The sequence below is a fragment of the Streptomyces vietnamensis genome (assembly GCF_000830005.1).
Classification (GTDB): Bacteria; Actinomycetota; Actinomycetes; order Streptomycetales; family Streptomycetaceae; genus Streptomyces; species Streptomyces vietnamensis.
This window is the reverse complement of record NZ_CP010407.1, coordinates 7,858,323-7,879,818: the sequence shown is the minus strand read 5'-3', so window position 1 is coordinate 7,879,818 and position 21,496 is coordinate 7,858,323. Positions and strand designations below refer to the sequence as shown.

At 74.2% G+C, this 21,496-nt stretch carries 18 protein-coding genes and 1 pseudogene; 15 read left to right on the top strand and 4 right to left on the bottom strand.

Going from position 1 to position 21,496, the window contains the following annotated elements:
• Positions 1–100 precede the first annotated feature (100 nt).
• Positions 101–1,015, bottom strand: coding sequence for a TIGR03620 family F420-dependent LLM class oxidoreductase (locus tag SVTN_RS35165; protein WP_041132714.1), 915 nt, complete (start codon positions 1,013–1,015; stop codon positions 101–103).
• 108 nt (positions 1,016–1,123) lie between these two features.
• Between SVTN_RS35165 and SVTN_RS35160 the strand changes: the two genes are divergently transcribed.
• Positions 1,124–1,717 carry a TetR/AcrR family transcriptional regulator gene (locus tag SVTN_RS35160; protein ID WP_041132713.1) on the top strand — a complete coding sequence of 198 codons (594 nt, stop codon included), beginning with the start codon at positions 1,124–1,126 and terminating at the stop codon, positions 1,715–1,717.
• 46 nt (positions 1,718–1,763) lie between these two features.
• Here the strand turns inward: SVTN_RS35160 and SVTN_RS35155 are convergent, their stop codons facing one another.
• The gene (locus SVTN_RS35155) at positions 1,764–2,474 is read right to left on the bottom strand and encodes a TetR/AcrR family transcriptional regulator (protein ID WP_041132712.1); all 711 of its coding nucleotides are present in this window, start codon (positions 2,472–2,474) and stop codon (positions 1,764–1,766) included.
• A 92-nt stretch (positions 2,475–2,566) separates the two neighbouring features.
• On the opposite strand from SVTN_RS35155, the gene SVTN_RS35150 reads away from it, so the two are divergent.
• The gene (locus tag SVTN_RS35150; protein ID WP_041132711.1) at positions 2,567–4,201 is read left to right on the top strand and encodes an amidohydrolase; all 1,635 of its coding nucleotides are present in this window, start codon (positions 2,567–2,569) and stop codon (positions 4,199–4,201) included.
• Between the two features lie 7 nt (positions 4,202–4,208).
• On the opposite strand, the gene SVTN_RS35145 is transcribed toward SVTN_RS35150, so the two are convergent.
• Positions 4,209–5,258 (bottom strand): LacI family DNA-binding transcriptional regulator, encoded by a 1,050-nt coding sequence (locus SVTN_RS35145; RefSeq protein WP_041132710.1) that lies wholly within the window; start codon positions 5,256–5,258, stop codon positions 4,209–4,211.
• 146 nt (positions 5,259–5,404) lie between these two features.
• On the opposite strand from SVTN_RS35145, the gene SVTN_RS35140 reads away from it, so the two are divergent.
• Genes SVTN_RS35140 through SVTN_RS35120 form a run of 5 tightly spaced genes read left to right on the top strand, consistent with a single transcriptional unit; the run spans position 5,405 to position 10,650 of the window.
• Complete coding sequence (locus tag SVTN_RS35140) at positions 5,405–7,039, top strand: ABC transporter substrate-binding protein (RefSeq protein WP_041132709.1); 1,635 nt, start codon at positions 5,405–5,407, stop codon at positions 7,037–7,039.
• Positions 7,036–7,989: an ABC transporter permease gene (locus SVTN_RS35135; protein WP_041132708.1), complete on the top strand. Its 954-nt coding sequence runs from the start codon at positions 7,036–7,038 to the stop codon at positions 7,987–7,989. The genes SVTN_RS35140 and SVTN_RS35135 overlap by 4 nt, the downstream gene beginning before the upstream one ends.
• A complete protein-coding gene (locus SVTN_RS35130) occupies positions 7,986–8,855 on the top strand; it encodes an ABC transporter permease (protein WP_041132707.1) in 870 nt (289 codons plus the stop codon). The genes SVTN_RS35135 and SVTN_RS35130 overlap by 4 nt, the downstream gene beginning before the upstream one ends.
• A gap of 5 nt (positions 8,856–8,860) precedes the next feature.
• The gene (locus tag SVTN_RS35125; RefSeq protein WP_052499478.1) at positions 8,861–9,862 is read left to right on the top strand and encodes an ABC transporter ATP-binding protein; all 1,002 of its coding nucleotides are present in this window, start codon (positions 8,861–8,863) and stop codon (positions 9,860–9,862) included.
• Positions 9,859–10,650, top strand: coding sequence for an ABC transporter ATP-binding protein (locus tag SVTN_RS35120; RefSeq protein WP_041132706.1), 792 nt, complete (start codon positions 9,859–9,861; stop codon positions 10,648–10,650). Before SVTN_RS35125 ends, SVTN_RS35120 begins: the two co-directional genes overlap by 4 nt.
• Before the next feature lie 114 nt (positions 10,651–10,764).
• Here the strand turns inward: SVTN_RS35120 and SVTN_RS35115 are convergent, their stop codons facing one another.
• The gene (locus SVTN_RS35115) at positions 10,765–12,264 is read right to left on the bottom strand and encodes an alpha/beta hydrolase (protein ID WP_041132705.1); all 1,500 of its coding nucleotides are present in this window, start codon (positions 12,262–12,264) and stop codon (positions 10,765–10,767) included.
• A 153-nt stretch (positions 12,265–12,417) separates the two neighbouring features.
• Between SVTN_RS35115 and SVTN_RS35110 the strand changes: the two genes are divergently transcribed.
• The 8 genes and pseudogenes from SVTN_RS35110 to SVTN_RS35075 all read left to right on the top strand — a co-directional run bounded on the left by SVTN_RS35110 (position 12,418) and on the right by SVTN_RS35075 (position 21,371).
• Positions 12,418–13,350, top strand: a complete 933-nt coding sequence (locus SVTN_RS35110) for a MerR family transcriptional regulator (protein ID WP_041132704.1) — start codon at positions 12,418–12,420, stop codon at positions 13,348–13,350.
• A gap of 167 nt (positions 13,351–13,517) precedes the next feature.
• The gene (locus SVTN_RS35105; protein ID WP_041132703.1) at positions 13,518–14,285 is read left to right on the top strand and encodes a GntR family transcriptional regulator; all 768 of its coding nucleotides are present in this window, start codon (positions 13,518–13,520) and stop codon (positions 14,283–14,285) included.
• Between the two features lie 44 nt (positions 14,286–14,329).
• Positions 14,330–14,557 carry a 4Fe-4S dicluster domain-containing protein gene (locus SVTN_RS35100; protein ID WP_041132702.1) on the top strand — a complete coding sequence of 76 codons (228 nt, stop codon included), beginning with the start codon at positions 14,330–14,332 and terminating at the stop codon, positions 14,555–14,557.
• Between the two features lie 14 nt (positions 14,558–14,571).
• Positions 14,572–15,915, top strand: a complete 1,344-nt coding sequence (locus tag SVTN_RS35095) for an ABC transporter substrate-binding protein (RefSeq protein WP_052499477.1) — start codon at positions 14,572–14,574, stop codon at positions 15,913–15,915.
• Positions 15,912–16,680, top strand: a pseudogene (locus tag SVTN_RS35090) (ABC transporter permease); the annotation flags it as partial. The gene SVTN_RS35095 and the pseudogene SVTN_RS35090, both read left to right, overlap by 4 nt.
• A gap of 265 nt (positions 16,681–16,945) precedes the next feature.
• The gene (locus tag SVTN_RS35085; protein WP_052499476.1) at positions 16,946–17,704 is read left to right on the top strand and encodes an ABC transporter ATP-binding protein; all 759 of its coding nucleotides are present in this window, start codon (positions 16,946–16,948) and stop codon (positions 17,702–17,704) included.
• Between the two features lie 22 nt (positions 17,705–17,726).
• The gene (locus SVTN_RS35080; RefSeq protein ID WP_041134568.1) at positions 17,727–20,456 is read left to right on the top strand and encodes a fumarate reductase/succinate dehydrogenase flavoprotein subunit; all 2,730 of its coding nucleotides are present in this window, start codon (positions 17,727–17,729) and stop codon (positions 20,454–20,456) included.
• Between the two features lie 93 nt (positions 20,457–20,549).
• Positions 20,550–21,371 (top strand): VOC family protein, encoded by an 822-nt coding sequence (locus tag SVTN_RS35075; protein WP_342669699.1) that lies wholly within the window; start codon positions 20,550–20,552, stop codon positions 21,369–21,371.
• Positions 21,372–21,496: the final 125 nt, after the last annotated feature.

Sequence of the window (21,496 nt, the reverse complement as noted above, 5' to 3'; positions counted from 1 at the left end):
AGGGGGTCCCCCCTTGCCCTGCGGGACGATTGCCCACACGGCGGGTGGGCACCGCCCAGCCGGGGCTCGGGACCGTGCGGAGCGGATCGGCGCCCAGCCGTTACCCGGCGACAGCGGAAGCGAGTTCGCGCCACTCCCGCTCCGGCAGTGCGGTCGGATCGGCGCTCAGCACCTGCAGGCAGACGTGGTCGGCTCCTGCATCGAGGTGCTCCCGCACGCGGCGGCGGATCGCCTCCGTGTCGCCGTACGCGACGATCGCGTCCACCAGCCGGCGACTCGGGCCGCCCGTGACGTCCCCGTCGCCGAAGCCGAGCCTGCGGACGTTCGCCCGCTGGTGCGGCGCCATCGCGACGTATCCGGCGACGTGTGCCGCGGCCACCTCCCGGGCACGACCGAGGTCGGTGTCCAGGACGACGGCCTGCTCGACCCCCAGAAAGGCATCCGGACCCATGATCGTCCGGGCTCGCGCGGTGTGCTCGACGGGCACGAAGTAGGGGTGCGCGCCCCAGGTGCGCTCGGCGGCCAGTTCGAGCATCTTCGGCCCGAGGGCGGCCAGGACGCGGCGCGGGGCCGGGTCCGGTACGGGGCCGTGGGCGGGGGTGACGTCCATGGCTTCGAGGTAGGCGCGCATCGTGGCGACCGCCCTGCCCCGGGCCGGGACGGGATAGCCGTCCACCTCGTGCACGGTGTCGTCGACCCGGTGCCCGCCCAGGCCGAGCAGGTAGCGTCCGGGGAAGGCCTCACCGAGTGTGCGTGTCGCGTTGGCCATGGCGATCGGGTCCCGGAACGCGATGTTGGCGATGCCGGAGGCGACGGTGATCCGGCGGGTCGCCGACAGCAGTAACCATGCCTGGCCCACCGTGTCGCGGCCGAACGCCTCACCGTGCCAGATCGCTCCGTAACCCAACTCCTCCAGCTCCGCGGCCGATTCACGTACGCGTCCGGCGGGTTGTCCCTCGTAGGCGAAGGTCCAGATCCCGACCCGGCCGAGCCCGGTCCGCGCGTCGTCAGTCATCCGTACTCCTCGGGCAGCTTTCCGGAGAGGTTCTCCGTTTCTTGTCGGGCTAGAATACGGAGAACCTCTCCGGTTCGCCATCCCTGGAGTCGATCGAAGGGCAGGACGATGACGAACAGTCAGGGCCGCACCCCGGCCGAGCCTTCGCGACGCACGGACGCCCGCCTCAATCGGGAACGTCTGGTGGCGGCGGCGCGAGAAGTGTTCGCCGAAGCCGGACCCGGCGCCTCCCTCAACGAGATCGCCCGCCGGGCGGGGGTGGGCCCCGGCACCCTGTACCGTCACTTCCCCCACCGCTCGGCCCTGCTGACCGCGGTGCTCGGAGACCGGATCGAGACACTGGGCGCCCACGCGGAACGGCTGCTCGCCGCGGAGAACGCCGACGAGGCCCTGGAGCAATGGCTGCGAGCCTTCCTCGCCCACGCCCGCGTGCACCAGGGCATGGGCAGCGCCCTCCTGGTGGAGTCGGCCGGCGAGTTGGGCTTCGACTGCCACCGGCGCATCCTGGACATGGCGACCGGCCTGCTCTCCCGAGCCCAGCGGCACGGAACGGCTCGCGCCGACCTGAGCGCCGACGACCTCCTCCGACTCGTCGTCGGGATCGCGCTGTCCACGGCCCACGGCGAGCGGGCCGGGCAGCCCGAGGCGCTGCTGGATCTGGTCCTGGACGCCGTGCACGGGGCACCGCGCCGGAGGAAGTGACTCCCGCCCGGACCGGCGTTCGTTCCCCCTCCGGCAAGGCGGGGCGTCAGGCCTCCGGTCGCGGTGGACGCAGGGACGCGATCGCGCTCAGCATCAGTTCCAGCGCGAACGGATAGCCGCTGTCGCGCATGTCGGCGGCCAACAGCGGGAACGTCGCGGCGATGTTCGGGTGGGTGTCCGGCGACAGTCGGCCGTAGACCGCGTGCCAGACCTCCGCCTCCTTCTCCTGGGCGGCGGGCGGCAGGGCCTGTGCGGCCGCGTCCTGGGCCGCGAAGGCGAGGGCCTGGTCGACGAAGGCGTGGTAGATCCGGACGGCGAGGGCGTCCGGGAAGCCGGCCGAGCGCAGGACGCCGAGGATCCGCTCGACGGCCCGGGTCTCGTACGGCCGCCCGGTGGTGCGGTGGGCCGCGAGGGCCGCCGCCTGCGGGTAGGCCTGGTAGCAGCCGTGGATGCGGAGGCCGAGGTCACGGAGGTCCACCCGCCAGTCGCCGGTGGCCGTCCAGCCCTCCTGCGCGCGGCCGATCATCTCGTCGGCGATGGCGAGGAGCAGGGCGTCCGTGTTCCTGAAGTAGCGGTAGAGGGCGGTGGGGTCGGCGCCGAGCGCGGCGCCCAGCCTCCGTACCGAGAGGGCTTCCGCGCCGTGCTGCGCGATCAGGCGGAGCGCGGTCTCGACGATGAGCCGCTCCGAGAGGACGGCGCCCTGCTTGGTGGGGCGGCGGCGCTGCCGCCTGCCCTCGGGGACCACGCGTTCGGACATGGCCGGAACCTTACGTCAACACCATTGACGTGTAAACGGTCCGGCCGCTTGCATGGCGCCCACCAACCGACACCACCTGTTCTGGAGCGCCCATGACCACGGCCGATCTGGTCTTCACCCGCGGTCCCGTCTTCACGGCGGACCCGGCCCGCACCCGGGCGACCTCGCTCGCCGTCGTCGGCGAGCGGATCGCGGCCGTCGGCCACGACGAGGTACGGGACCTCATCGGGCCGTCCACCGAAGTGGTCGACCTGGCAGGGAAGTTGCTGCTCCCCGGGTTCCAGGACGCCCACATCCACGCCGTCTCCGGCGGCAAGGAGCTGGCCGAGTGCGATCTGACTGGCACGGTCGGCGTCGCCGACTACCTGGAGCGGATCAGGCAGTACGCGGACGCCCATCCGGAGCACGCCTGGATCACCGGCGGCGGCTGGTCGATGGAGAGCTTCGAGGGCGGCCTGCCCACCCGGCAGCTGCTCGACTCCGTCGTCCCGGACCGGCCGGTCCTGCTGTCGAACCGGGACCACCACGGCGCCTGGGCCAACTCCCGCGCCCTTGAGCTCGCCGGGCTCACCGCCGCCACCCCCGACCCGGCCGACGGGCGGATCGAGCGGGAGGCGGACGGTTCCCCGAGCGGCATGCTCCAGGAGGGCGCGATCGGTCTCGTCGCCCGGCTCGTGCCGGCGGCGACCGCCGAGGACCGGCTCGCCGGTCTGCTGCGGGCCCAGAAGCTGCTGCACTCGCTCGGCATCACGGCCTGGCAGGACGCGCTGCTCGGCACCTTCGGCGGCATGGCCGATCCCTCGGAGGCGTACCTGACGGCCGCCGGGGACGGTTCGCTGACGGCCAGGGTGACCGGCGCGCTCTGGTGGGACCGGGAGCGGGGCGCCGAGCAGATCCCCGAACTCGTCGCCCGCCGCGAGAAGTCGAGCCTCGGCCGGTTCCGCGCCGGTTCGGTGAAGATCATGCAGGACGGCATCGCGGAGAACTTCACCGCCGCCATGACCACCCCGTATCTGGACGGCTGCGGCTGCGCCACCGCCAACAGCGGGCTGAGCTTCGTCGACCCCGAGGCGCTGCGCGGGTACGTGACCGAGCTCGACGCCCTCGACTTCCAGGTCCACTTCCACGCCCTGGGCGACCGGGCCGTCCGTGAGGCCCTGGACGCCCTCGAGGCGGCGATCGCCGCCAACGGGCACCGCGGCAACCGCCACCACCTGGCCCACCTCCAGGTCGTCCACCCCGACGACCTGTCCCGCTTCGCGGCGCTCGGCGCCATCGCCAACATCCAGCCGCTGTGGGCCGCGCACGAGCCGCAGATGGACGAGCTGACCATCCCGTTCCTGGGTCCCGAACGCGCCGCCTGGCAGTACCCGTTCGGCGATCTGGTACGGGCCGGGGCCACCCTCGCCGCCGGCAGCGACTGGCCGGTCAGCAGCCCGAACCCGATCGAGGGCATCCACGTCGCGGTCAACCGCCGCGACCCCGAGGCCACCGACGACCGGGTCTTCTACGCCGAGCAGCGCCTCGACCTCACCACGGCCCTCGCCGCGTACACCGCGGGCACCGCGCACGTGAACGGTCTCGACGACACCGGCAGCCTGCGCCCCGGCCACCTGGCCGACCTGGTCGTCCTGAACCGCGACATCCTCACCGGCCCGCCGGAGGAGATCGCCGAGGCCCGGGTGGAGCGGACCTACGTCGGTGGCCGGCTCGTGCACTCCCTCTGACCGGACCTCACCTGCGGAGCGAGGACGCCCGTACGTCCAGACGCGTCGGTACGAGCGTCCCGGCCGGCTCCCGGCGGCCGTGCTCCAGGACCGCGACCAGGTGCTCCACACCGGCCTCCGCGACCGCCTCGGGCCGCAGGCTCAGCGTGGTCACCGGCGGTTCGGTGTGCAGGGCCGTGGCATCCTCGCTGACCAGGACGACCAGCAGGTCGTCCGGGACCTCGTACCCGTGGCGGCGCACCGCCTCCAGAACGAGGGGCGGGCTCGCCTCGGCCACGACCAGGAGGGCGTCGGGCCGCTCCGGCCCGTCAGGAGTCAGGGCGGTCTCGACGGCGCGCACCACCGGCCCGTTGCCGGCCTCCGCGACGCGTACCGCCCGTTCGGGCAGGCCGTGGGCGGCGCACCACTCCCGGTGGGCCGCGTACACCTCGGCGTGGAAGCGGGTGGTGCTGTCCGGCACGACGAGGACGGGCCTGCGGGCCCCCTGCTCCCGGAGGTGGTCGAGGGTCTCGCGGACGGCGCGGCCCCCGTCGACGTCCACCCAGTACGCCCCCGGCAGCCCCTCGACGGATCGGTCCGTGAAGACGGGGATGCCGGCGGCGAGGAGGTCCTCCACGACCGGGTCGTCGGCGACGGGGTCGGCGACGACCACCGCGTCGAGGGACAGGTCGGCCCACTCGCTCTGCAGGGAGCCGGCGGGCAGCAGCACCACGGCGTAGCCGCGGCGCAGCGCCGTGGCCGCCGTGGCGCCGGTCAGCCGGGCGAAGTAAGGCGACTCGAGAAAGGTCCAGGGAGTGGCGGCGAACTCGCCGACCACGTATCCGATCAGCCTGGCCCGTCCCGCGCGCAGCTGGCGCGCGGTGGCGTTGGGCCGGTAGCCCATTCTGCGCGCGGTCTCGCGGGCCTTCTCCCGTACTTCGGGGGAGAGTCTGCCGGTGCCGTTGAGTGCCGCCGAGACGGTCGTCTTGGACAGGCCCGCCTCGCGGGCCACGTCGACCAGGCGGACGCGCGGGAGGGGCGGCGAGGGCTGCCCGCCGTGCCGTGAAGCTTCGGTCATGGGGTTGATGCTGCCACCCCCGTGACCTCTGCAAAACCGTTCCCGCAAAGTCGGGCGCAGCTCTTGTGCGGGAACGTTCCCGCACCAATACTCGCTCCATCCCCCCGAGCCCGTCACTACACCTGTAAAGGGGTGGGTCCCTCCCCATGCGCATGCCCAGAGCCCTCGCGCTTCTCGCCTGTACCGCCGCCCTCGCGGCCACCACGTCCGCCTGCTCCGGCGCCACGAAGCCCGCCGCCGGCGGCGGCACGGACTTCAAGGTCAGCCCGACCTCCCCGGCCGCGCAGGGCCCGCTGGACTCCTTCACCTGGTCCCTGTACGCCGAGCCGTACACGCTCGACTACGCCCTCGCGTACGACTACCCGCCGAACACCGTCCTCGCCAACGTGTGCGAGCAGCTGCTGCGGGTCACGCCCGACCTGAAGATCGTGCCCGGCCTCGCCGTGAAGTGGTCGCAGCCCGACCCGCGCACCCTCGTCTACACCCTGCGGCCCGGGGTGAAGTTCCACGACGGCACCACCATGACCGCCGACGACGTGGTCGCCTCCCTCAAGCGCCAGATGGACCCGAAGACCGGCTCCCCGTGGGGCTCCTCCTTCAAGAGCGTCGACTCCATCGAGAAGACCGGCCCCCTGGAGGTGACGATCCGCCTCGGCAAGGAGGACGTCCTCTTCTCCGAGCTGATGGCCGCCTCCCCCGGCACCGTCGTCAGCGCCGCCTCGCTGAAGAAGGAGGGCAAGGACTACGGCACCCCCAAGGGCAAGCTGAACTGCACCGGTCCGTACGCCCTCGACTCCTGGGCCCAGGGCGACAGCATCACCCTCAAGAAGAACGCCGCCTACTGGGACAAGACGCTCACGCCCAAGTCCGAGAAGGTGAAGTTCACCTTCATCGAGGACGCCGCGGCCCGCTCCAACGCCTTCCTCTCCGGCACGGCCGACGGCGGCTACCTGGTCCCGTCCTCCTCCTTCGCCCAGCTGAAGGCCGGCAACAAGGGTTCGCTCCTCTTCGGCCCCAACACCGCCGCCGCCGACCTCGCGGTCCTCGACTTCCACGGCGTGCTCGCCAACCTCAAGGTGCGCAAGGCCCTGTCGATGGCCCTCGACCGGAAGAACATCATCAAGGCCGCGGCCGGCGGCGTCGGCGTCCCCGCCAAGGCCCCCGCGGCGCGCGGCGCCTGGGCGCTGGCCCCGGAGAAGACGGCGGAGCTCTACGACACGCTGCCCGAGCCCGTGTACGACGTCGAGGCAGCGAAGAAGCTCGTCCAGGAGGCCCACGCGACCGGCCGGACGCTCACCATCGCCACCAGCACCCTCGCGCCGGAGATCAGCGTCGTCGCCAACGCCGTCCAGGACGCCGGCCGCCGGATCGGCCTCGACGTCAAGCTGAAGCCGGTCTCCCCCGACGCGTACAGCAGCATCTTCGTCGACCCGGACGCGCGCGAGGGCCTCGACCTGGTCATCACCAACGGCTACGACAACACGCCCGACCCGCTGGAGTTCTACCAGTACCTGCACACCGGCGACTTCGGGAACTACGGCCGCTGGTCGGACGCCGAGTACGACGTCGCCTTCGACAAGGCCAACTCCGAGCCCGACCCCGCCAAGCGCGCCGAACTCACCGCGAAGCTCCAGAAGATCGCGATGGCCGAGCTGCCCATCATCCCCGTGTACGAGGCGCCCTTCTCGGTCTACCTCGGCAAGCGGATCACCGGCGCCCCGACCGGCATCGCCCAGCTCTACTTCCCGTGGGCCGCGACGATCGGGGCCTCCCAGCGATGACGCGCTACCTCGTCGGACGGCTCCTCGGCCTGGCGGCGGTGCTGTTCGTGACCTCGCTCGTGGTCTTCGGCTCCGTCCACCTGGCCCCCGGCGACCCGGTGTCGTTCCTCCTGCACGGCCGCCCCGCGACCCCCGCGACCGTGGCCGCCCTGCGGGCCGAGCACCACCTCGACGACCCGCTGGTCACGCAGTACGCGAAGTGGCTCGGCTCCGTCCTGAGCGGCGACTTCGGCCGCTCCGCCCAGTACCACCAGGACGTGGCCTCGCTCATCGGCTCCCGGCTGCCCGGCACCGCCCTGCTCGTCGGCTACGCCGCCGTGCTCGTCGCGGTGCTCGGCATCGCGGCCGGCGTCCTCGGCGCGCTGCGCCCCGGCGTCCCGGACCGGGCGGTCCTCATCGGCACCGGCGTCGCCACCGCCACGCCCTCGTTCGTGACGGCCATCGCGCTCGTCTCGCTCTTCTCCGTGCAGCTCGGCTGGTTCCCGGGACCGGGCGGCGGCACCCCGGCGGGCCTCTCCGAGCGGCTGTACCAGCTGACCCTGCCGGCCTTCGCCCTGGCGCTTTCCTTCGCGGGACTCCTCGCCCGGGTGACCCGCTCGGCGATGCTCGACGAACTCGGGCGCGAGCACGTCGAGGTGGCGCGGGCCCGGGGCGTCGCGGCCCGGTCCGTGGTCCGCCGGCACGTGCTGCGCAACGCCCTCGGCCCCGTCGTCACCGTCGGCGGCACGATGCTCGCCGGTCTCCTCGTCTCCACCTCGATCGTCGAGACCGCCTTCGACGTCCCCGGCCTCGGCTCGCTGCTCGTGCAGTCGGTCACCTCCAAGGACTTCGCCGTCGTCCAGGCGATCACGCTGCTCAGCGTGGCGGCCTTCGTCCTCGTCAACCTCGTCGTCGACCTGCTCGCCCCGCTCATCGACCCCCGTCTCTCCCTCGGGGAAGGCTCCTCATGACCTCCACCACCTCCGCGGTGCCGTACCGCAGGCCGGGCTTCCGCGCCCTGCGCCTGTTCGGCCAGGGCCCGCTCTTCGCGGTCTCGGTCGCGGTGCTCGCCCTGCTCGTCCTGGTCGCCCTGCTCGCACCCGTCCTCGCCCCGTACGACCCCGACGCGCTCGACCTGTCGGCGAGTCTCGTCGGCACCACGGGCGACCACCTGCTCGGCACCGACCAGTCGGGCCGGGACGTCCTGTCCCGGCTGCTGGTCGGCGCCCGCACCGGGCTGCTCGGGCCGCTGCTCGTCGTCGCCGTCTCCACGCTGCTCGGCACGCTCCTCGGCGTGGTGGCGGCCTGGCGCGGCGGCTGGGTGGACACGGTGCTCTCCCGGTCCATGGACCTGGTCTTCGCGATCCCCGGTCTGCTGCTCGCGATCCTGCTCGTGTCGATCGTCGGCTCGGGACTCACCGCGCCCGTGATCGCCATGTCCGTCGCCTACACCCCGTACGTGGGAAGGCTGGTCCGCGGCATCGCACGGCAGGAGAAGGCCCGGCCGTACATCGAGGCGTACCGGGTGCAGGGCTGGTCCGGCTGGACCGTCTGCGTACGCCATCTGCTGCCCAACATCGCGCCGACGGTCTTCGCCCAGTCCGCGATGAACTTCGGGTACGCGCTGATGGACCTGGCGGCGCTGTCCTTCCTCGGCTTCGGGGTGCAGCCGCCGGACGCCGACTGGGGCGCCATGATCAACGAGGGGCAGGCGGCCGTCCTGCAGGGGGCGATGCTGCCGGCCCTCGCGCCCTCCGCGTGCATCGTGCTCGCCGTGGTGGCGTTCGGCATCGTCGGCGAGGGGCTCGCCGACCGGATCGCGAAGCGGGAACGGTGAACGCGATGAGTACGGTGCCGAAAGCACCCCTTCCGAAGACCGCGCCGGTCCTGGAGATCGAGGGCCTCGGCGTCCGCCTCGCCGGCGACCGGGCCGCCCGGCCGATCCTGGACGGGGTGAGCCTGACGGTACGGCCCGGGGAGACCGTCGGCCTGGTCGGCGAGTCCGGCTCCGGCAAGTCCGTGGCCTGCCGCAGCGTCCTCGGGCTGCTGCCCGGGGGCGCCCGCACCGAGGGGGAGGTCAGGGTCGCCGGGCGGAACGTCCTCGCGATGAACCGCGCCGAGCTCACCGCCCTGCGCGCCCGGCAGGTCTCGATGGTCTTCCAGGACCCGCGCGCCTCCGTCAACCCGCTGCGGCGGGTGGGCGACTTCCTCACCGAGGGGCTGCGCGCGGCCGGGACCCCGGCCGCCCAGGCCACCGCACGCGCCGAGGAACTCCTCGACGCGGTCGGCATCCGCGACCCGCGCGGCGCCCTGCGCCGCCATCCGCACCAGTTCTCCGGCGGCATGCTCCAGCGGGTCGTCATCGCGGCGGCCCTCGCGAGCGAGCCGGCCCTCCTCGTCGCCGACGAGCCGACCACCGCGCTCGACGTCACCACCCAGGCCGAGGTCATCTCGATCCTGGCGCGGCTGCGGGCCGAGCGGGGCACGGGCATGCTGTTCGTCACCCACGACCTCGAACTGGCCGCGTCCGTCTGCGACCGCGTGTACGTCATGTACGCGGGCCGGATCGTGGAGACCCGCTCCACGGACGAGCTGTTCGACCGGCCCCGGCACCCGTACACGGCGGGCCTGCTCGCCTGCACCCCGCGTCTCGAACCGGACGCGCCGGCCCCCCGGCCCATCCCGGGCCGCCCCGTCTCCCTCGCGGAGGCCCCGCCCGGCTGCTCCTTCGCCGCGCGCTGCGCCCATGCGGTGCCGCGCTGCACGGAGGAGAAGCCCGTGCTCGTACGCCACGGCGACGGGCTCGCCGCCTGCCACCGTGCCGAAGAAGGGATCACGCTGTGACCGTCGCGCTCAAGGAGGGCCTCGTCGTCGAGGGCCTGCGCAAGCGGTACGGGGACCACACGGCCGTCGACGGCGTGTCCTTCGCCCTCGCTCCCGGGTCCTGCCTCGCGCTCGTCGGGGAGTCCGGCAGCGGCAAGACGACCACGGTCCGCATGCTGGTCGGCCTGGAGCGCCCCGACGGCGGCACGGTCCGCCTCGGCGGCCGGGACCGCTCCGCCCGGCCCCGGGGGCGGGCCGAACGGCTCGCCAGGGCCCGGGAGATCCAGATGGTCTTCCAGGACCCGTACCTGTCGCTCGACCCCCGGATCACCGTCTCGGGCTGCCTGGACGAGGTCCTGCGCCTGCACACCGACCTCGACCAGGCGGGCCGGAAGGCCCGGGTCGGCGAGCTCCTCGACCAGGTCGGTCTCGGCGCCCGCGAGGCCTCGGCCCTGCCCCGGGGCCTCTCCGGCGGGCAGCGGCAGCGCGTGGCGATCGCCCGCGCCCTCGCCGTGGAGCCCAGGGTCCTCGTCCTCGACGAGGCGGTCGCCGCGCTCGACGTGTCGATCCAGGCGCAGATCCTCGAACTCCTCGGCACGATCCGCCGCGAGTCGGGCATCGGCTATCTGTTCGTCACCCATGACCTCGCGGTGGTCCGGCACGTCGCGGACGAGGTCCTGGTGCTGAAGTCCGGCCGGGTAGTGGAGACGGGCCCGACCGCGCAGGTCCTGGACCGGCCGGAACACCCGTACACCCGGCTCCTCCTGGACTCCGTACCCCGACGCGGCAGGCGGCCGGCGGGAGGGTGACGGGCGGGCCGGGGCCGGAGCGTCCCTCCGTCCCCGGCCCGCCCGCGTCAGCCCTTCAGCAGCTCTTCAACTTTTCCGCCCGTCAGCCCGTCAGCCGTGCCAGGACCGCCCCCGTCAGCCCGTCAGCCGTGCCAGGACCGCGCTCATGGACCGCTCCAGGACCGCCCGGGACTCGTCGGTCCGGTCGACCAGTTCGAAGGCGTGGTGGGCGTGCGGCGCGTCGATGATCTCCACGTCCGCCCCGCGCTCCTTCGCGGCGGTCAGGAACTCCTCGACGGTCGCCGCGATGGCCTCGTGTTCCAGACCGGCGCGGGTGAGGACGACCGGCGGCCCGTCCGCGGTGCCCACGGTGTCGACGGGGCGGAAGCGGGACTCCACCGTCTCCCAGCCGGGCAGCGGTGCCAGGGCCGGATAGTTGGCCGCCACGCACCGCAGCCACGGCGTGGGCGCGGCGAGCCAGTCCGCGGCGAGAAGCCCGCCGGTGGAGAAGAACCAGAGCGCGATCCGGTCCCCGTCGACGCGCGGATCGGCGCGGACCTGCTCGACGGCCTCGACGAGGTCCCCGGCGGCCTGGGGGTAGTCGGCGAGGCCGTGGAGCCGAAGGTCCACGGTGACTCCGACGACGCCCGCGCCCGCCGCGTAGCGGCCGTACCCCACGAAGCACGGCGTGTCCCGTGGCGTGGGCCGCCGGTCGGGTTCGATGGGGCCGCCGTGGACGAAGACGATCGCCGGCCGGGGCCCGTCGGCGTCCGGGAGGTGGAGGTCGACCCGTCCGAGGCGGTCGCGCGGCCGCTCCGGCAGGTCGAGGAGGAAGGGCAGCAGGTGGGAGGGCTGCTCGTGCCCGTCCTCGGGGGCGGTCACCCGGTGGCCCTCGCCGGCCGCCGCGCGGAGCAGCACCTCGGCCAGTTCCCCGGGTGCGGAGAGCATCGGCCAGTGGCCGGTGGGCAGGTCGAAGAAGCGGAACCGGTCCTCGGTGAACACCCGGAGCTGGGGCGGGCCCGAGGCCACCGCCATCTCGACCATGGCGATGCTCTGCCCGTTGGCGTTGCACAGGACGCCGGTGGTCGGCAGGGCGGCCGCGGCGCCGGTCAGGCGGAGCGGCTCGGTGAGCGTGCCGGCCGGCTGGGGCGCTGCCTCGCGCTCCAGGCGTACGAGGGCCTCGGCGGGGATCCCCTCGACGCTGCCCCAACGCGACCAGGTGCCGGGCGCCGGCGGCGGAACCGGCTCGTCGGGCCGCTCGGACAGCAGTGCGCGGACCTCCGGGTCGGGTACGGAGCGGACGGCGGCCTCGCCGGCCCCCGGGGGGCCCGTGTCCACGGAGACGATCCGGGCGACGCGTCCGGCCCGCCGGTCGGCGGCGCCGAACACCGGGTGCAGGCCGTACCCGTGGCCGACGAGGACCACCTCGGCCGCCGTGATCCCGTCGACGAGCCGGACGAGTTCCTCGATGTGCGTCTCCAGGCCGGTCCCGGGACCGGCCTCGTCACGCCGGTCCCCCATCCCGGTCAGGGTCACCGGGTACGCCTCCGCTCCCGCCGCGCGCAGCCGGGCGGCGGTCTCCTCCCACACCCAGCCGCCGGTGAAGGTGTCCGACACCAGCACGAACGCCGTCATGACCGTCTCCTCTGTCTCTTCCGGGGATGTCCCGCGGTCACGCTAGGAACTCCCCCTGCGGGAGATTCAAGGGACCTGTCCGGGGCGGTCCGGCCGGAGGTCAGAATGGACGGGTCCGAAGGTGATCGGAGCCCGCTGAAAGAGGTTCACCTCGTGTTGTCCGACGGTCTGTGGAGCATCGGGGAGCTGGCCGCGCGGGCGGGTGTCACGGTCAAGACCGTGCGGTTCTACTCCGATCGCGGTCTGCTGCCGGAGGCGGCCCGCAGTTCCGGGGGCCATCGGCGGTACGGGGCCGAGGCGCTCGACCGGCTGCGGTTCATCCGGTCCCTGCGCGCCCTCGATCTGCCGGTTCCGGAGGTGGAGCGGGTCCTTGAGCGGGACGGGGCCGACGAGGTCCTCGAGGAGGCCGTCGCGGGGCAACTGCGGGACGTGGGCTCCCAGTTGGTGGCGCTGCGCTGGAAGGAGGCGTCCCTGCGGCTGCTCCAGGAGTGCGCCGCGGGGGAGCGCGCGGAACGGCTGCGGCTGCTCGGCGCGCTGCCCGCCCCACCGGACACGGACGCCCTGGCCCGGTTCTGGCGGCGGGCCCTGCCGGCGCGGCTGCCGGGCCGCGTGGTGTCCATGGTCCTCGACGCGGTGGTGCCGCAGCCTCCGGAGGAACCGGGCACCGACCAGGTGCTCGCCTTCGCCCGGCTGCACGCGCTCGTCACCGACCCGCGGCTCGAACGGCCGGAGTTCCGGCCCTCGCCGCCGCTCCCGGACGGCGCGTACCGTCCGGTCGTGCTCTACGAGGGTCTCGCCGAGGCCTACACGCTGGCCTCGGCCGAGATGCGGGCCGGGCGGGCGCCGGGGGACGGCGGGGCCCTGGACTCGTTCGTCTCCGCCTACGCCCACGCGCGCGGGGAGCCGGACACGCCGGCCTTCCGGCGCCGGCTCCTGGGGCTGCTCGCCCTGGACGACAGCCCGGTGCTCCCCCGGTACTGGAAGCTCGCCGCCGGCCTGTTCGCCCCGGAGGAGCCGGTCCTCGGCCTGCTGCACCACCACCTCTCGACGGCCCTCCGCGCCGAGGTCCACGGCCCGGCCGCCTGAGGTCTCCCACATGGTGGGCGGCCTGCTGTCCACGTGCTGGGCGCCCGGGTGGCGGATCTTCCCGCCTCCTCGCCGTCGCCGCAGGTCAGAGGCGTACGGAGGGGGTGTCAGGTGGCGCAATACTGCGGCAACACCACCGGGGCCGGTACGCCGCTACGTTCCGTGCCATGCCCGCCGAACCCGCTCCCGCCGCCCGCCCCGTCGCCGCCGCCCGCCGCCGGCGGCTGCGCGCCGACCGGGCGCGGCAGCTCGCCGATCTGCTGCGCCACCAGATCCTGGCGGGCGGCTTCCCCGGCGGGGTCCTCCCCCTGGAGGACGTGATCGCGGCCGACTACCGGGCCAGTCGCAACACCGTCCGGCAGGCCCTTGACCTGCTGCGCGGCGAGCAGCTGGTCGACCGGCAGCCGGGGGTCGGGACGGTGGTGGTCTGCGAGAAGTACCCGCACGGCCTGGACCGGCTCCAGGGGCTCGCCGAGACCCTGCACGAGCACGGCCGGGTCACCAACGAGGTCCGGACCGTGGGCCCGGTCGGCGCCCCCGGCCCGGTGGCCCACCGGCTCGGCCTGCCCGAGCACGCGGACGTGCTCTGCATCGAGCGGCTGCGGCGGCTGAACGGGCTGCCGCTCTCGCTCGACCTGTCGTACCTGCCGATGGACGTCGGGGGTGAACTCCTCGGCTGCGACCTGGAGAACACGGATGTGTTCCGGCTCCTGGAGCAGCTGACGGGCGGCCCGCTCGGGCACGCCGAGATCACCCTGGAGGCCGTCAACGCCGACGCGCACTCCGCCGCCGTCCTCCAGGCGCCGCGCGGCGCCGCCGTCCTGATGCTGGAGCGGCTGACCCGTCTGCCCGACGGGCGGCCGGTGGACCTGGAGTTCATCCGCTTCCGCGGCGACCGCATCACCATGAGCGGCGTGCTCCGCCGCTCCCTCTGAGCCCGCACTCCCTTTTCGTACACCCCCCTTTCCTGGAGACAGCCATGCCCGTGGTCCCCCAGCGCGGCGACGTGCCCGTGACCGTCGACGAGTCGAAGTGCATCGACGGCTGCACGCTCTGCGTCGACATGTGCCCGCTCGACTCGCTCGCGATCCGCGAGGAGGACGGCAAGGCGTACATGCACGTGGACGAGTGCTGGTACTGCGGCCCGTGCGCCGCCCGCTGTCCCACCGGCGCGGTGACCGTCAACATGCCCTATCTGCTCCGTTGAAAGGCCGAACTCCCATGCGGACACGAAGACTTGCCCTGGCCGTCCCCCTCGCCCTGCTCCTGCCGCTCGCCACCGCCTGCGGGGGCGACGCGGCGGGCGGATCCTCCGACGGGAAGACGGTCACGGTGACCGTCGGCTACCAGTCGAAGACCATCAACACGGTCACCGCCGGGACCCTGCTGCGTTCCCTCGGCTACTTCGAGGAGGAGCTCGCGACGGCCGGCAGGAAGGACGGCGTCACCTACGAGGTCGTCTGGCAGGACTACGCGACCGGCGCTCCGATCACCGCCCAGATGACCGCGGGGAAGATCGACATCGGCTCGATGGGCGACTTCCCGCTGCTGATCAACGCGGCGCGCGGGAAGCAGCTCAAGGAGCCGACGCGGCTCGTCGCGGTGACCGGATACAACCTGCGCGGCGGGCTCAACACCGTGGTCACCGCCCCGGGTTCGCCGCTGCGGACGCTGAAGGACCTCAAGGGCCGCAAGGTGTCCACGAGTGTCGGTTCGGCCGCCGACGGCACGCTCGTCCGGGCCCTGCGGCGGGCCGGGATCGATCCGGCGAAGGACGTCCACAAGGTCAACCAACAGCCGAGCGTGGGTGCTTCGGCCCTGGCGGCGGGCAGCGCCGACGCGCTCTCCCAGTTCGTCGCCTGGCCCGGTCTGCTCGCCTTCCAGGGCCGGGCGACGGCGCTGTACGACGGGGCCGAGCTGAACCTGCCGACCTTCCACGGGGTCACCGTCCGCGAGCGGTTCGCGAAGGAACGCCCGCAGGTCCTCGACGCGTTCCTGCGGGCGCAGCGGCGGGCCACGGACGAGCTGCGCACCCGGCCGGTGGCCTCGGCCGAGTCGGTGGCGAAGGCGACGGGGCTGCCCGCCGAGGTGGTCTACCTCTACAACGGCGCGCACGGCATCGCCACCTTCGACCCGGCGCTCCGGCCCGAGCTGGTCGCCGCGCTCAAGGAGGACGTGCCGGTCCTGAAGGAGGCCGGTCTGGTGAAGGACGTCGACGTGGACGCCTTCGTCGACGCGGCTCCGCTGCGGCGGGCGGTCCCGGGCGCCTCGTACCCGAAGGCGGTACCGGCGAAGGCCGAGCTGTGGCTGGAGGGCCAGGAGTCGACCCGTACCTTCGACAGCCCGAAGGCGCTGCTCACCGCGCTCAAGGGAGCCCGGGTCCGGGCCGCGTACGTGCCGGACGCGGTGACCGGGACGCTCTGGTTCGCGGACCGGGCGGTGTGGGTCGAGGACGGCGGCGAGTGGCGCGCCTTCGTGACCCGGGAGGGCGCGGAGCGGTACGTCTCCGGGCACGCCGGCTCGCGGATCGTGGCGTACGCGGACGCCGTCGGGCTCGCGTCATGAGCACCGTGGGCCTCGGCCGCCGTCTGGTCCGGGTGGCCTCCCCGCTCGCGGCGCTCGGCGTCTGGCAACTGCTGACCTCCCTGGACGTCAATCTGTGGCTGCGGTTCGAGCAGTTCCCCACGGTCGTCGAGGTGGCCTCCGCCCTCGCCGACCGGATCGGCACCGAGGCGTACTGGCAGGACCTCGGCCACAGCCTGCGCCGGATCGCCCTCGGCTTCCTGCTCGCGGCCGTCCTCGGGGTGGCGGCCGGGACGGCCGTCGCCCGGTCCCGGTGGGCCGCCGACGTCCTGGGCCCGCTGGTGGAGGTGGTGCGGCCGATCCCCGCCATCGCCCTCGTGCCGGTCGCGATCCTGCTGCTGCCCACCAACGAGCAGGGCATCGTCTTCATCACCTGCGCCGCCGCCGTCTTCCCCGTCCTCGTGTCGACCCGGCACGCGGTGCGGGCCCTGGACCCGGCGTGGGAGGAGGCAGTGCTCACCCTGGGCGGCGGCAGGGCCCGGGTGCTGTTCTCGGTGGTCCTGCCGGGCGCGCTGCCGGGCATCTTCGGCGGTCTTTCGGTGGGCATCGGCGTCGCCTGGATCTGTGTGATCTCGGCGGAGATGATCTCCGGCGAGTACGGGGTGGGCTACCGCACCTGGCAGGACTACACGGTCGTCGACTACCCGGGGGTCTTCGTCGGCATGGCCACGATCGGCGTCCTGGGCCGGCTCACCTCCACGGCGGTGGAGGCCCTCGGCCGCCGGGTCACGGCCTGGCTGCCGAGCGCCGCGGAGGGCGGCGGCCCACCCGGCCCGCCCTCCGCGACGCGCACCGCCCCGACCTCCGCGCGCCGCGCGAGCACGACGGGAGCGGCGGAAGCGACAGACCTGGCGGAGCCGAAGGAGCCGGCCGATCCGGCGAACCCGACGGAGCTGGCGGAGCCGGCCGACCCGGCGAACCCGACGGCCCTCACAGGCCCGGCCGACGTGGTCGGTCCCGCCTCCGTCCGTGCCGCCGTCGTCCCGCCCGTACCCGACAAGGAGCCGGTCACATGACCACCGTGAGCCCGCCCGTCACCACCTCCGTGCCGACCGGGGCGGAACTCGTCCTGCACGGCGCCCGGCTCGGACACCCGGACGGCGCCGCCGTCTCCGGCCCCGTCGGGCTGCGGATCGCGCCCGGCGAGCTCCTGACCGTCGTCGGCCCGTCCGGCTGCGGGAAGACGACCCTGCTGCGGACGCTCGCCGGGCTGCTGCCCCCGCTGGAGGGGCGGGTCACCCAGGACGGGGTGCCGGTCCGCCGGCCCGGCGCCGACCGGGCGCTGGTCTTCCAGCACGACGCCCTGCTGCCCTGGCGTTCGGTCCGCGCCAATGTGGAGCTGCCGCTCGCCATCCGCCGCGTCCCTCGTGCCGAGCGGCGCCGCACGGCGGAGGAGTGGCTGGAGCGGGTCGGGCTCGCCGGGCACGCCCACAAGCTGCCGCACCGGCTGTCCGGCGGGCAGCGGCAGCGCGTCCAGCTGGCCCGGGCGCTCGCCGGACGGCCCCGGGCGGTCCTGATGGACGAGCCGTTCGGCGCGCTCGACGCGGCGACCCGCGCCGGGATGCAGGACCTGCTCGTGGAGATCCTGCGCGGCACCGGCGCGACGGTCGTCTTCGTCACGCACGACGTGGACGAGGCCCTCCACCTCGGCGACCGGGTCGCCCTGTTCGCGACCGGCGAGGTCCTGAACGTGCCGCACCCGCGGGTGCGGGACGCCCGGGACGCCCCGGCCACGGAGGCCCTGCGCCGCCGCGTCCTCGACTCCCTCTGAAAGGCATCCTGTGGAAACCCCCCTGACCGTCCCCGACCTCGCGGACGCGACCGAGCTCTCCTGCGACGTGCTCGTCATCGGCGGCGGCACCGCCGGCACGATGGCCGCGCTGACCGCCGCCGAGCGCGGGGCGGACGTCCTGCTCCTGGAGAAGGCGCACGTCCGCCACTCCGGCGCCCTGGCCATGGGCATGGACGGCGTCAACAACGCGGTCGTGCCCGGCCGGGCCGAGCCCGACGACTACGTCGCCGAGATCACCCGCGCGAACGACGGCCTGGTCGACCAGTCCACCGTGCGCCAGACGGCGACCCGCGGCTTCGCGATGGTCCGGCGCCTGGAGTCGTACGGGGTGAAGTTCGAGAAGGACGAGCACGGGGAGTACGCGGTCCGGCAGGTGCACCGCTCCGGCTCGTACGTGTTGCCGATGCCCGAGGGCAAGGACGTGAAGAAGGTCCTCTACCGGCAGCTGCGGCGGCGCGAGATGCGGGAGCGGATCCGGATCGAGAACCGGGTCATGCCGGTCCGGGTGCTCACCCACCCGGAGGACGGCCGGGCCGTCGGCGCGGCCGGGTTCCACACCCGCACCGGGGAGTTCGTCGTGGTCCGCGCGGGGGCGGTGATCCTGGCGACCGGCCCCTGCGGGCGGCTCGGGCTGCCCGCCTCCGGCTATCTGTACGGGACGTACGAGAACCCGACGAACGCGGGCGACGGCTACGCGATGGCGTACCACGCGGGCGCGGCCCTCACGGGGATCGAGTGCTTCCAGATCAACCCCCTGATCAAGGACTACAACGGCCCGGCCTGCGCCTACGTCGCCAACCCCTTCGGCGGGTACCAGGTGAACCGGCACGGCGAGCGGTTCGTGGAGTCGGACTACTGGTCGGGGCAGATGATGGCCGAGTTCGCGGCCGAACTCGCCTCGGACCGGGGGCCGGTGTACCTGAAGCTGAGCCATCTCCCCGAGGAGACGATCGGCGCCGTGGAGTCGATCCTGCACACCACGGAGCGGCCGACCCGGGGCACCTTCCACCAGAACCGGGGGCACGACTACCGGACCCACGACATCGAGATGCACATCTCGGAGATCGGCCTGTGCGGCGGCCATTCGGCCTCCGGGGTGCGGGTCGACGCCCACGCCCGCACGACCGTGCCGCGGCTGTACGCGGCCGGGGACCTGGCCTCCGTACCGCACAACTACATGATCGGCGCGTTCGTCTTCGGCGACCTGGCGGGCGAGGACGCCTCCCGGTACCGGGCCTACGAGGGCGAGTTGGACGCCGGGCAGCTCGCGGCCGCGCACGAGCTCGTCTACCGGCCGCTGCGGAACCCCGACGGTCCGCCGCAGCCGCAGGTCGAGTACAAGCTGCGGCGCTTCGTGAACGACTACGTGGCGCCGCCGAAGACCGGTGCGAAACTCTCCCTGGCCGTGGAGGCGTTCGACCGGATGTCGACGGAGATCGCCGGGATGGGGGCGCGCACGGCGCACGAGCTGATGCGGTGCGCGGAGGTGTCGTTCATCCGGGACTGCGCCGAGATGGCGGCGCGGGCCTCGCTCGCCCGGACGGAGTCGCGGTGGGGCCTCTACCACGAGCGGCTCGACCATCCCGAGCGGGACGACACGGGCTGGCTGCACCATCTGGATCTGCGCAAGTCCCCCACGGGGACGATGGAGTTCACGGCGCGGCCGGTCGAGCCGTACGTCGTCCCGGTGCCGGAGTTCTCGCCGCCGGGCGGTCCGGAGCGGCTCCTGGGCGAGGTGGCGCTCGTGCCGGTGGCCACGGCCGGAGCCAGGGACGCGGCCCCAGCGGCCTCGACGACCTCGGATCCCCGCCCGGCCGCCGCCGACGCGCCGGCCGAGGCTCCCGCGCCCGCGGGACCCCACCCCCGGCTGCTGCGACTCCTCGCGCTCGTCGAGGACTCCCCCGGCCTGGAGGCGCTCGGCCCGTATCTGGACGACGCCGATCCGGCGGTGCGGGCGGCCGCCGTGACCGCGCTCGGGGAGACCGCGCCGGCCGGGGCGGGACCGGCGCTCGCGGCCCGGCTGCGGGACGGCGCGGCGCCGGTCCGGGCCGCGGCCTCGGCGGCCCTGCGGGAGCTGGTCGAGGTGCTGCCCGCCGAGCCGGCGCTCGGGGACGGCCTCCGGGAGGCCCTCGGCGTGCCCGATCCGGCCGTGCGCGCCGCCGCGCTCGACGTCCTGCGGGCGCTGCGGCTCGGGGACGCCCCGCTGTACGCGGACGCGCTCGGCGACGCCTCCGTGGAGGTACGCGTCCAGGCCGTACGGGCGCTGGTCTCGGTGGACGCGGTCGCGGAGCTCGCGCGGGCCGCCGCCGACCCGGCGCGCGAGGTCCGGGTCGCGGTGGCCCGTGGTCTCGCGGCCGTACGGGCTCCCGCGCCGGAGCCGCTCGCGCCGCTGCTCGACGATCCCGACCCGCTGGTCAGGGGCGCCGCCCTGGCGGCGCTCGCGGGCACCGGCTGCCCTCCGGCGTACGCGGCGGGGGCGGGGGCGGCGCTCGGCGACGGCGCCTGGCAGGTGCGGTCCGGCGCGGCGACCGCGCTCCGGGCCGCGGCGCCGGGCCTCGCCGTCCCCGCGCTCGCGGGGGCGCTCGCCGATCCGAACGCGGACGTGCGCAAGGCGGCCGTCCTGTCGCTCCTGGCCCACCGGGCCGAACCGGCTGCGCGCGCGGCGCTCGCCGGAGCGGCCGACGACCCGGACGCCGATGTCCGCGCCTACGCCTCCCGCGCGGCCCGCTGAGCCGTTCGGCGTACCCGGGGTGTGGTGGTCGGCGGGGCGGGGAAGGGGCGCACGGACTCGGGACGACGAGGAGACGACGAGGAGGTGGTGCCGGTGTCGGGGCCGACGACCGGGGACGTGATGGGAGCACCGTGCTGGCTGAACCTGTCCGCGCACGATCTGGAGGCGGCGCAGCGCTTCTACGGGGCCGTGCTCGGGTGGACGTTCCGGCGGGGCGCCTTCGGCGAGTCGTACATGGTGGGTGAGCGGGACGGGGTGCCGGTGGCGGGGATCGCGGCGGTGTCCGCGCAGCCGGCGGGGCCGGTGGCCTGGACGGTGTTCTTCGCCGTCGACGACGCCGACGCGGCGGTGGCGCGGATCCGGGAGCGCGGTGGCACGGTCGGGGTGGGGCCGCTGGCGTATCCGCCGCGGGGCCGGGCGGCGCTCGCGACGGATCTGGAGGGTGCGGTGTTCGGCGTGTGGGAGGGGCGTCTGGTCTCGCGCTGGCACGTCGGGGAGCGGCAGGCGCCGGCATGGGTGGAGCTGCACACCCGCGACGCGTTCGACGCGGCCGTGTTCTACGGCGGGGTGCTCGGCTGGGCGGACGAGAGCCAGGGCGGCACCGAGGTGTCGTACGAGCACGAGGGGGTGGTGCTGCGGCGCAACGGCCAGGCCGTCGCCCGGCTCGACAGCGGCCCGGTCGAATCCGAGTCGCCCCGCCCGGAGTTGCGGCCGCGCTGGCTGGTCCGTTTCCGGGTGCGGGATCTGGAGGCGGCGCGGGAGGCGGTCCTGGCGCACGGCGGGTGGGTGGTGCCGGGCGGCGAGTGGGCCGGGGTGCGGCCGCCGGGCGGCGACGACGAGCGCCGTCTTGTGGTCCGCGATCCGGAGGGGGCGCTGTTCGCCGTGGAGGCGGAGGAGACGGAGGAGACGGGTTGATCCGGCTCGCGGGCGCGCGCCGCGCCATGTGATCCACAGCTCTCCGTTCGGAAGCTCCTTGTGTGACTGAAGATGATCCTGCAATTCTCATCTAGCACAGGATCAGGTTCGGCACAGGCGATGGC

Excerpts from the sequence above, each read along its gene's own strand:
- SVTN_RS35125 (WP_052499478.1), top strand. The coding sequence starts at position 8,861 with ATGAGTACGGTGCCGAAAGCACCCCTTCCGAAGACCGCGCCGGTCCTG.
- SVTN_RS35115 (WP_041132705.1), bottom strand. The coding sequence starts at position 12,264 with ATGACGGCGTTCGTGCTGGTGTCGGACACCTTCACCGGCGGCTGGGTG.
- SVTN_RS35165 (WP_041132714.1), bottom strand. The coding sequence starts at position 1,015 with ATGACTGACGACGCGCGGACCGGGCTCGGCCGGGTCGGGATCTGGACC.
- SVTN_RS35135 (WP_041132708.1), top strand. The coding sequence starts at position 7,036 with ATGACGCGCTACCTCGTCGGACGGCTCCTCGGCCTGGCGGCGGTGCTG.
- SVTN_RS35150 (WP_041132711.1), top strand. The coding sequence starts at position 2,567 with ATGACCACGGCCGATCTGGTCTTCACCCGCGGTCCCGTCTTCACGGCG.
- SVTN_RS35155 (WP_041132712.1), bottom strand. The coding sequence starts at position 2,474 with ATGTCCGAACGCGTGGTCCCCGAGGGCAGGCGGCAGCGCCGCCGCCCC.
- SVTN_RS35095 (WP_052499477.1), top strand. The coding sequence starts at position 14,572 with ATGCGGACACGAAGACTTGCCCTGGCCGTCCCCCTCGCCCTGCTCCTG.
- SVTN_RS35100 (WP_041132702.1), top strand. The coding sequence starts at position 14,330 with ATGCCCGTGGTCCCCCAGCGCGGCGACGTGCCCGTGACCGTCGACGAG.
- SVTN_RS35145 (WP_041132710.1), bottom strand. The coding sequence starts at position 5,258 with ATGACCGAAGCTTCACGGCACGGCGGGCAGCCCTCGCCGCCCCTCCCG.
- SVTN_RS35140 (WP_041132709.1), top strand. The coding sequence starts at position 5,405 with ATGCGCATGCCCAGAGCCCTCGCGCTTCTCGCCTGTACCGCCGCCCTC.
- SVTN_RS35130 (WP_041132707.1), top strand. The coding sequence starts at position 7,986 with ATGACCTCCACCACCTCCGCGGTGCCGTACCGCAGGCCGGGCTTCCGC.
- SVTN_RS35160 (WP_041132713.1), top strand. The coding sequence starts at position 1,124 with ATGACGAACAGTCAGGGCCGCACCCCGGCCGAGCCTTCGCGACGCACG.
- SVTN_RS35105 (WP_041132703.1), top strand. The coding sequence starts at position 13,518 with ATGCCCGCCGAACCCGCTCCCGCCGCCCGCCCCGTCGCCGCCGCCCGC.
- SVTN_RS35085 (WP_052499476.1), top strand. The coding sequence starts at position 16,946 with ATGACCACCGTGAGCCCGCCCGTCACCACCTCCGTGCCGACCGGGGCG.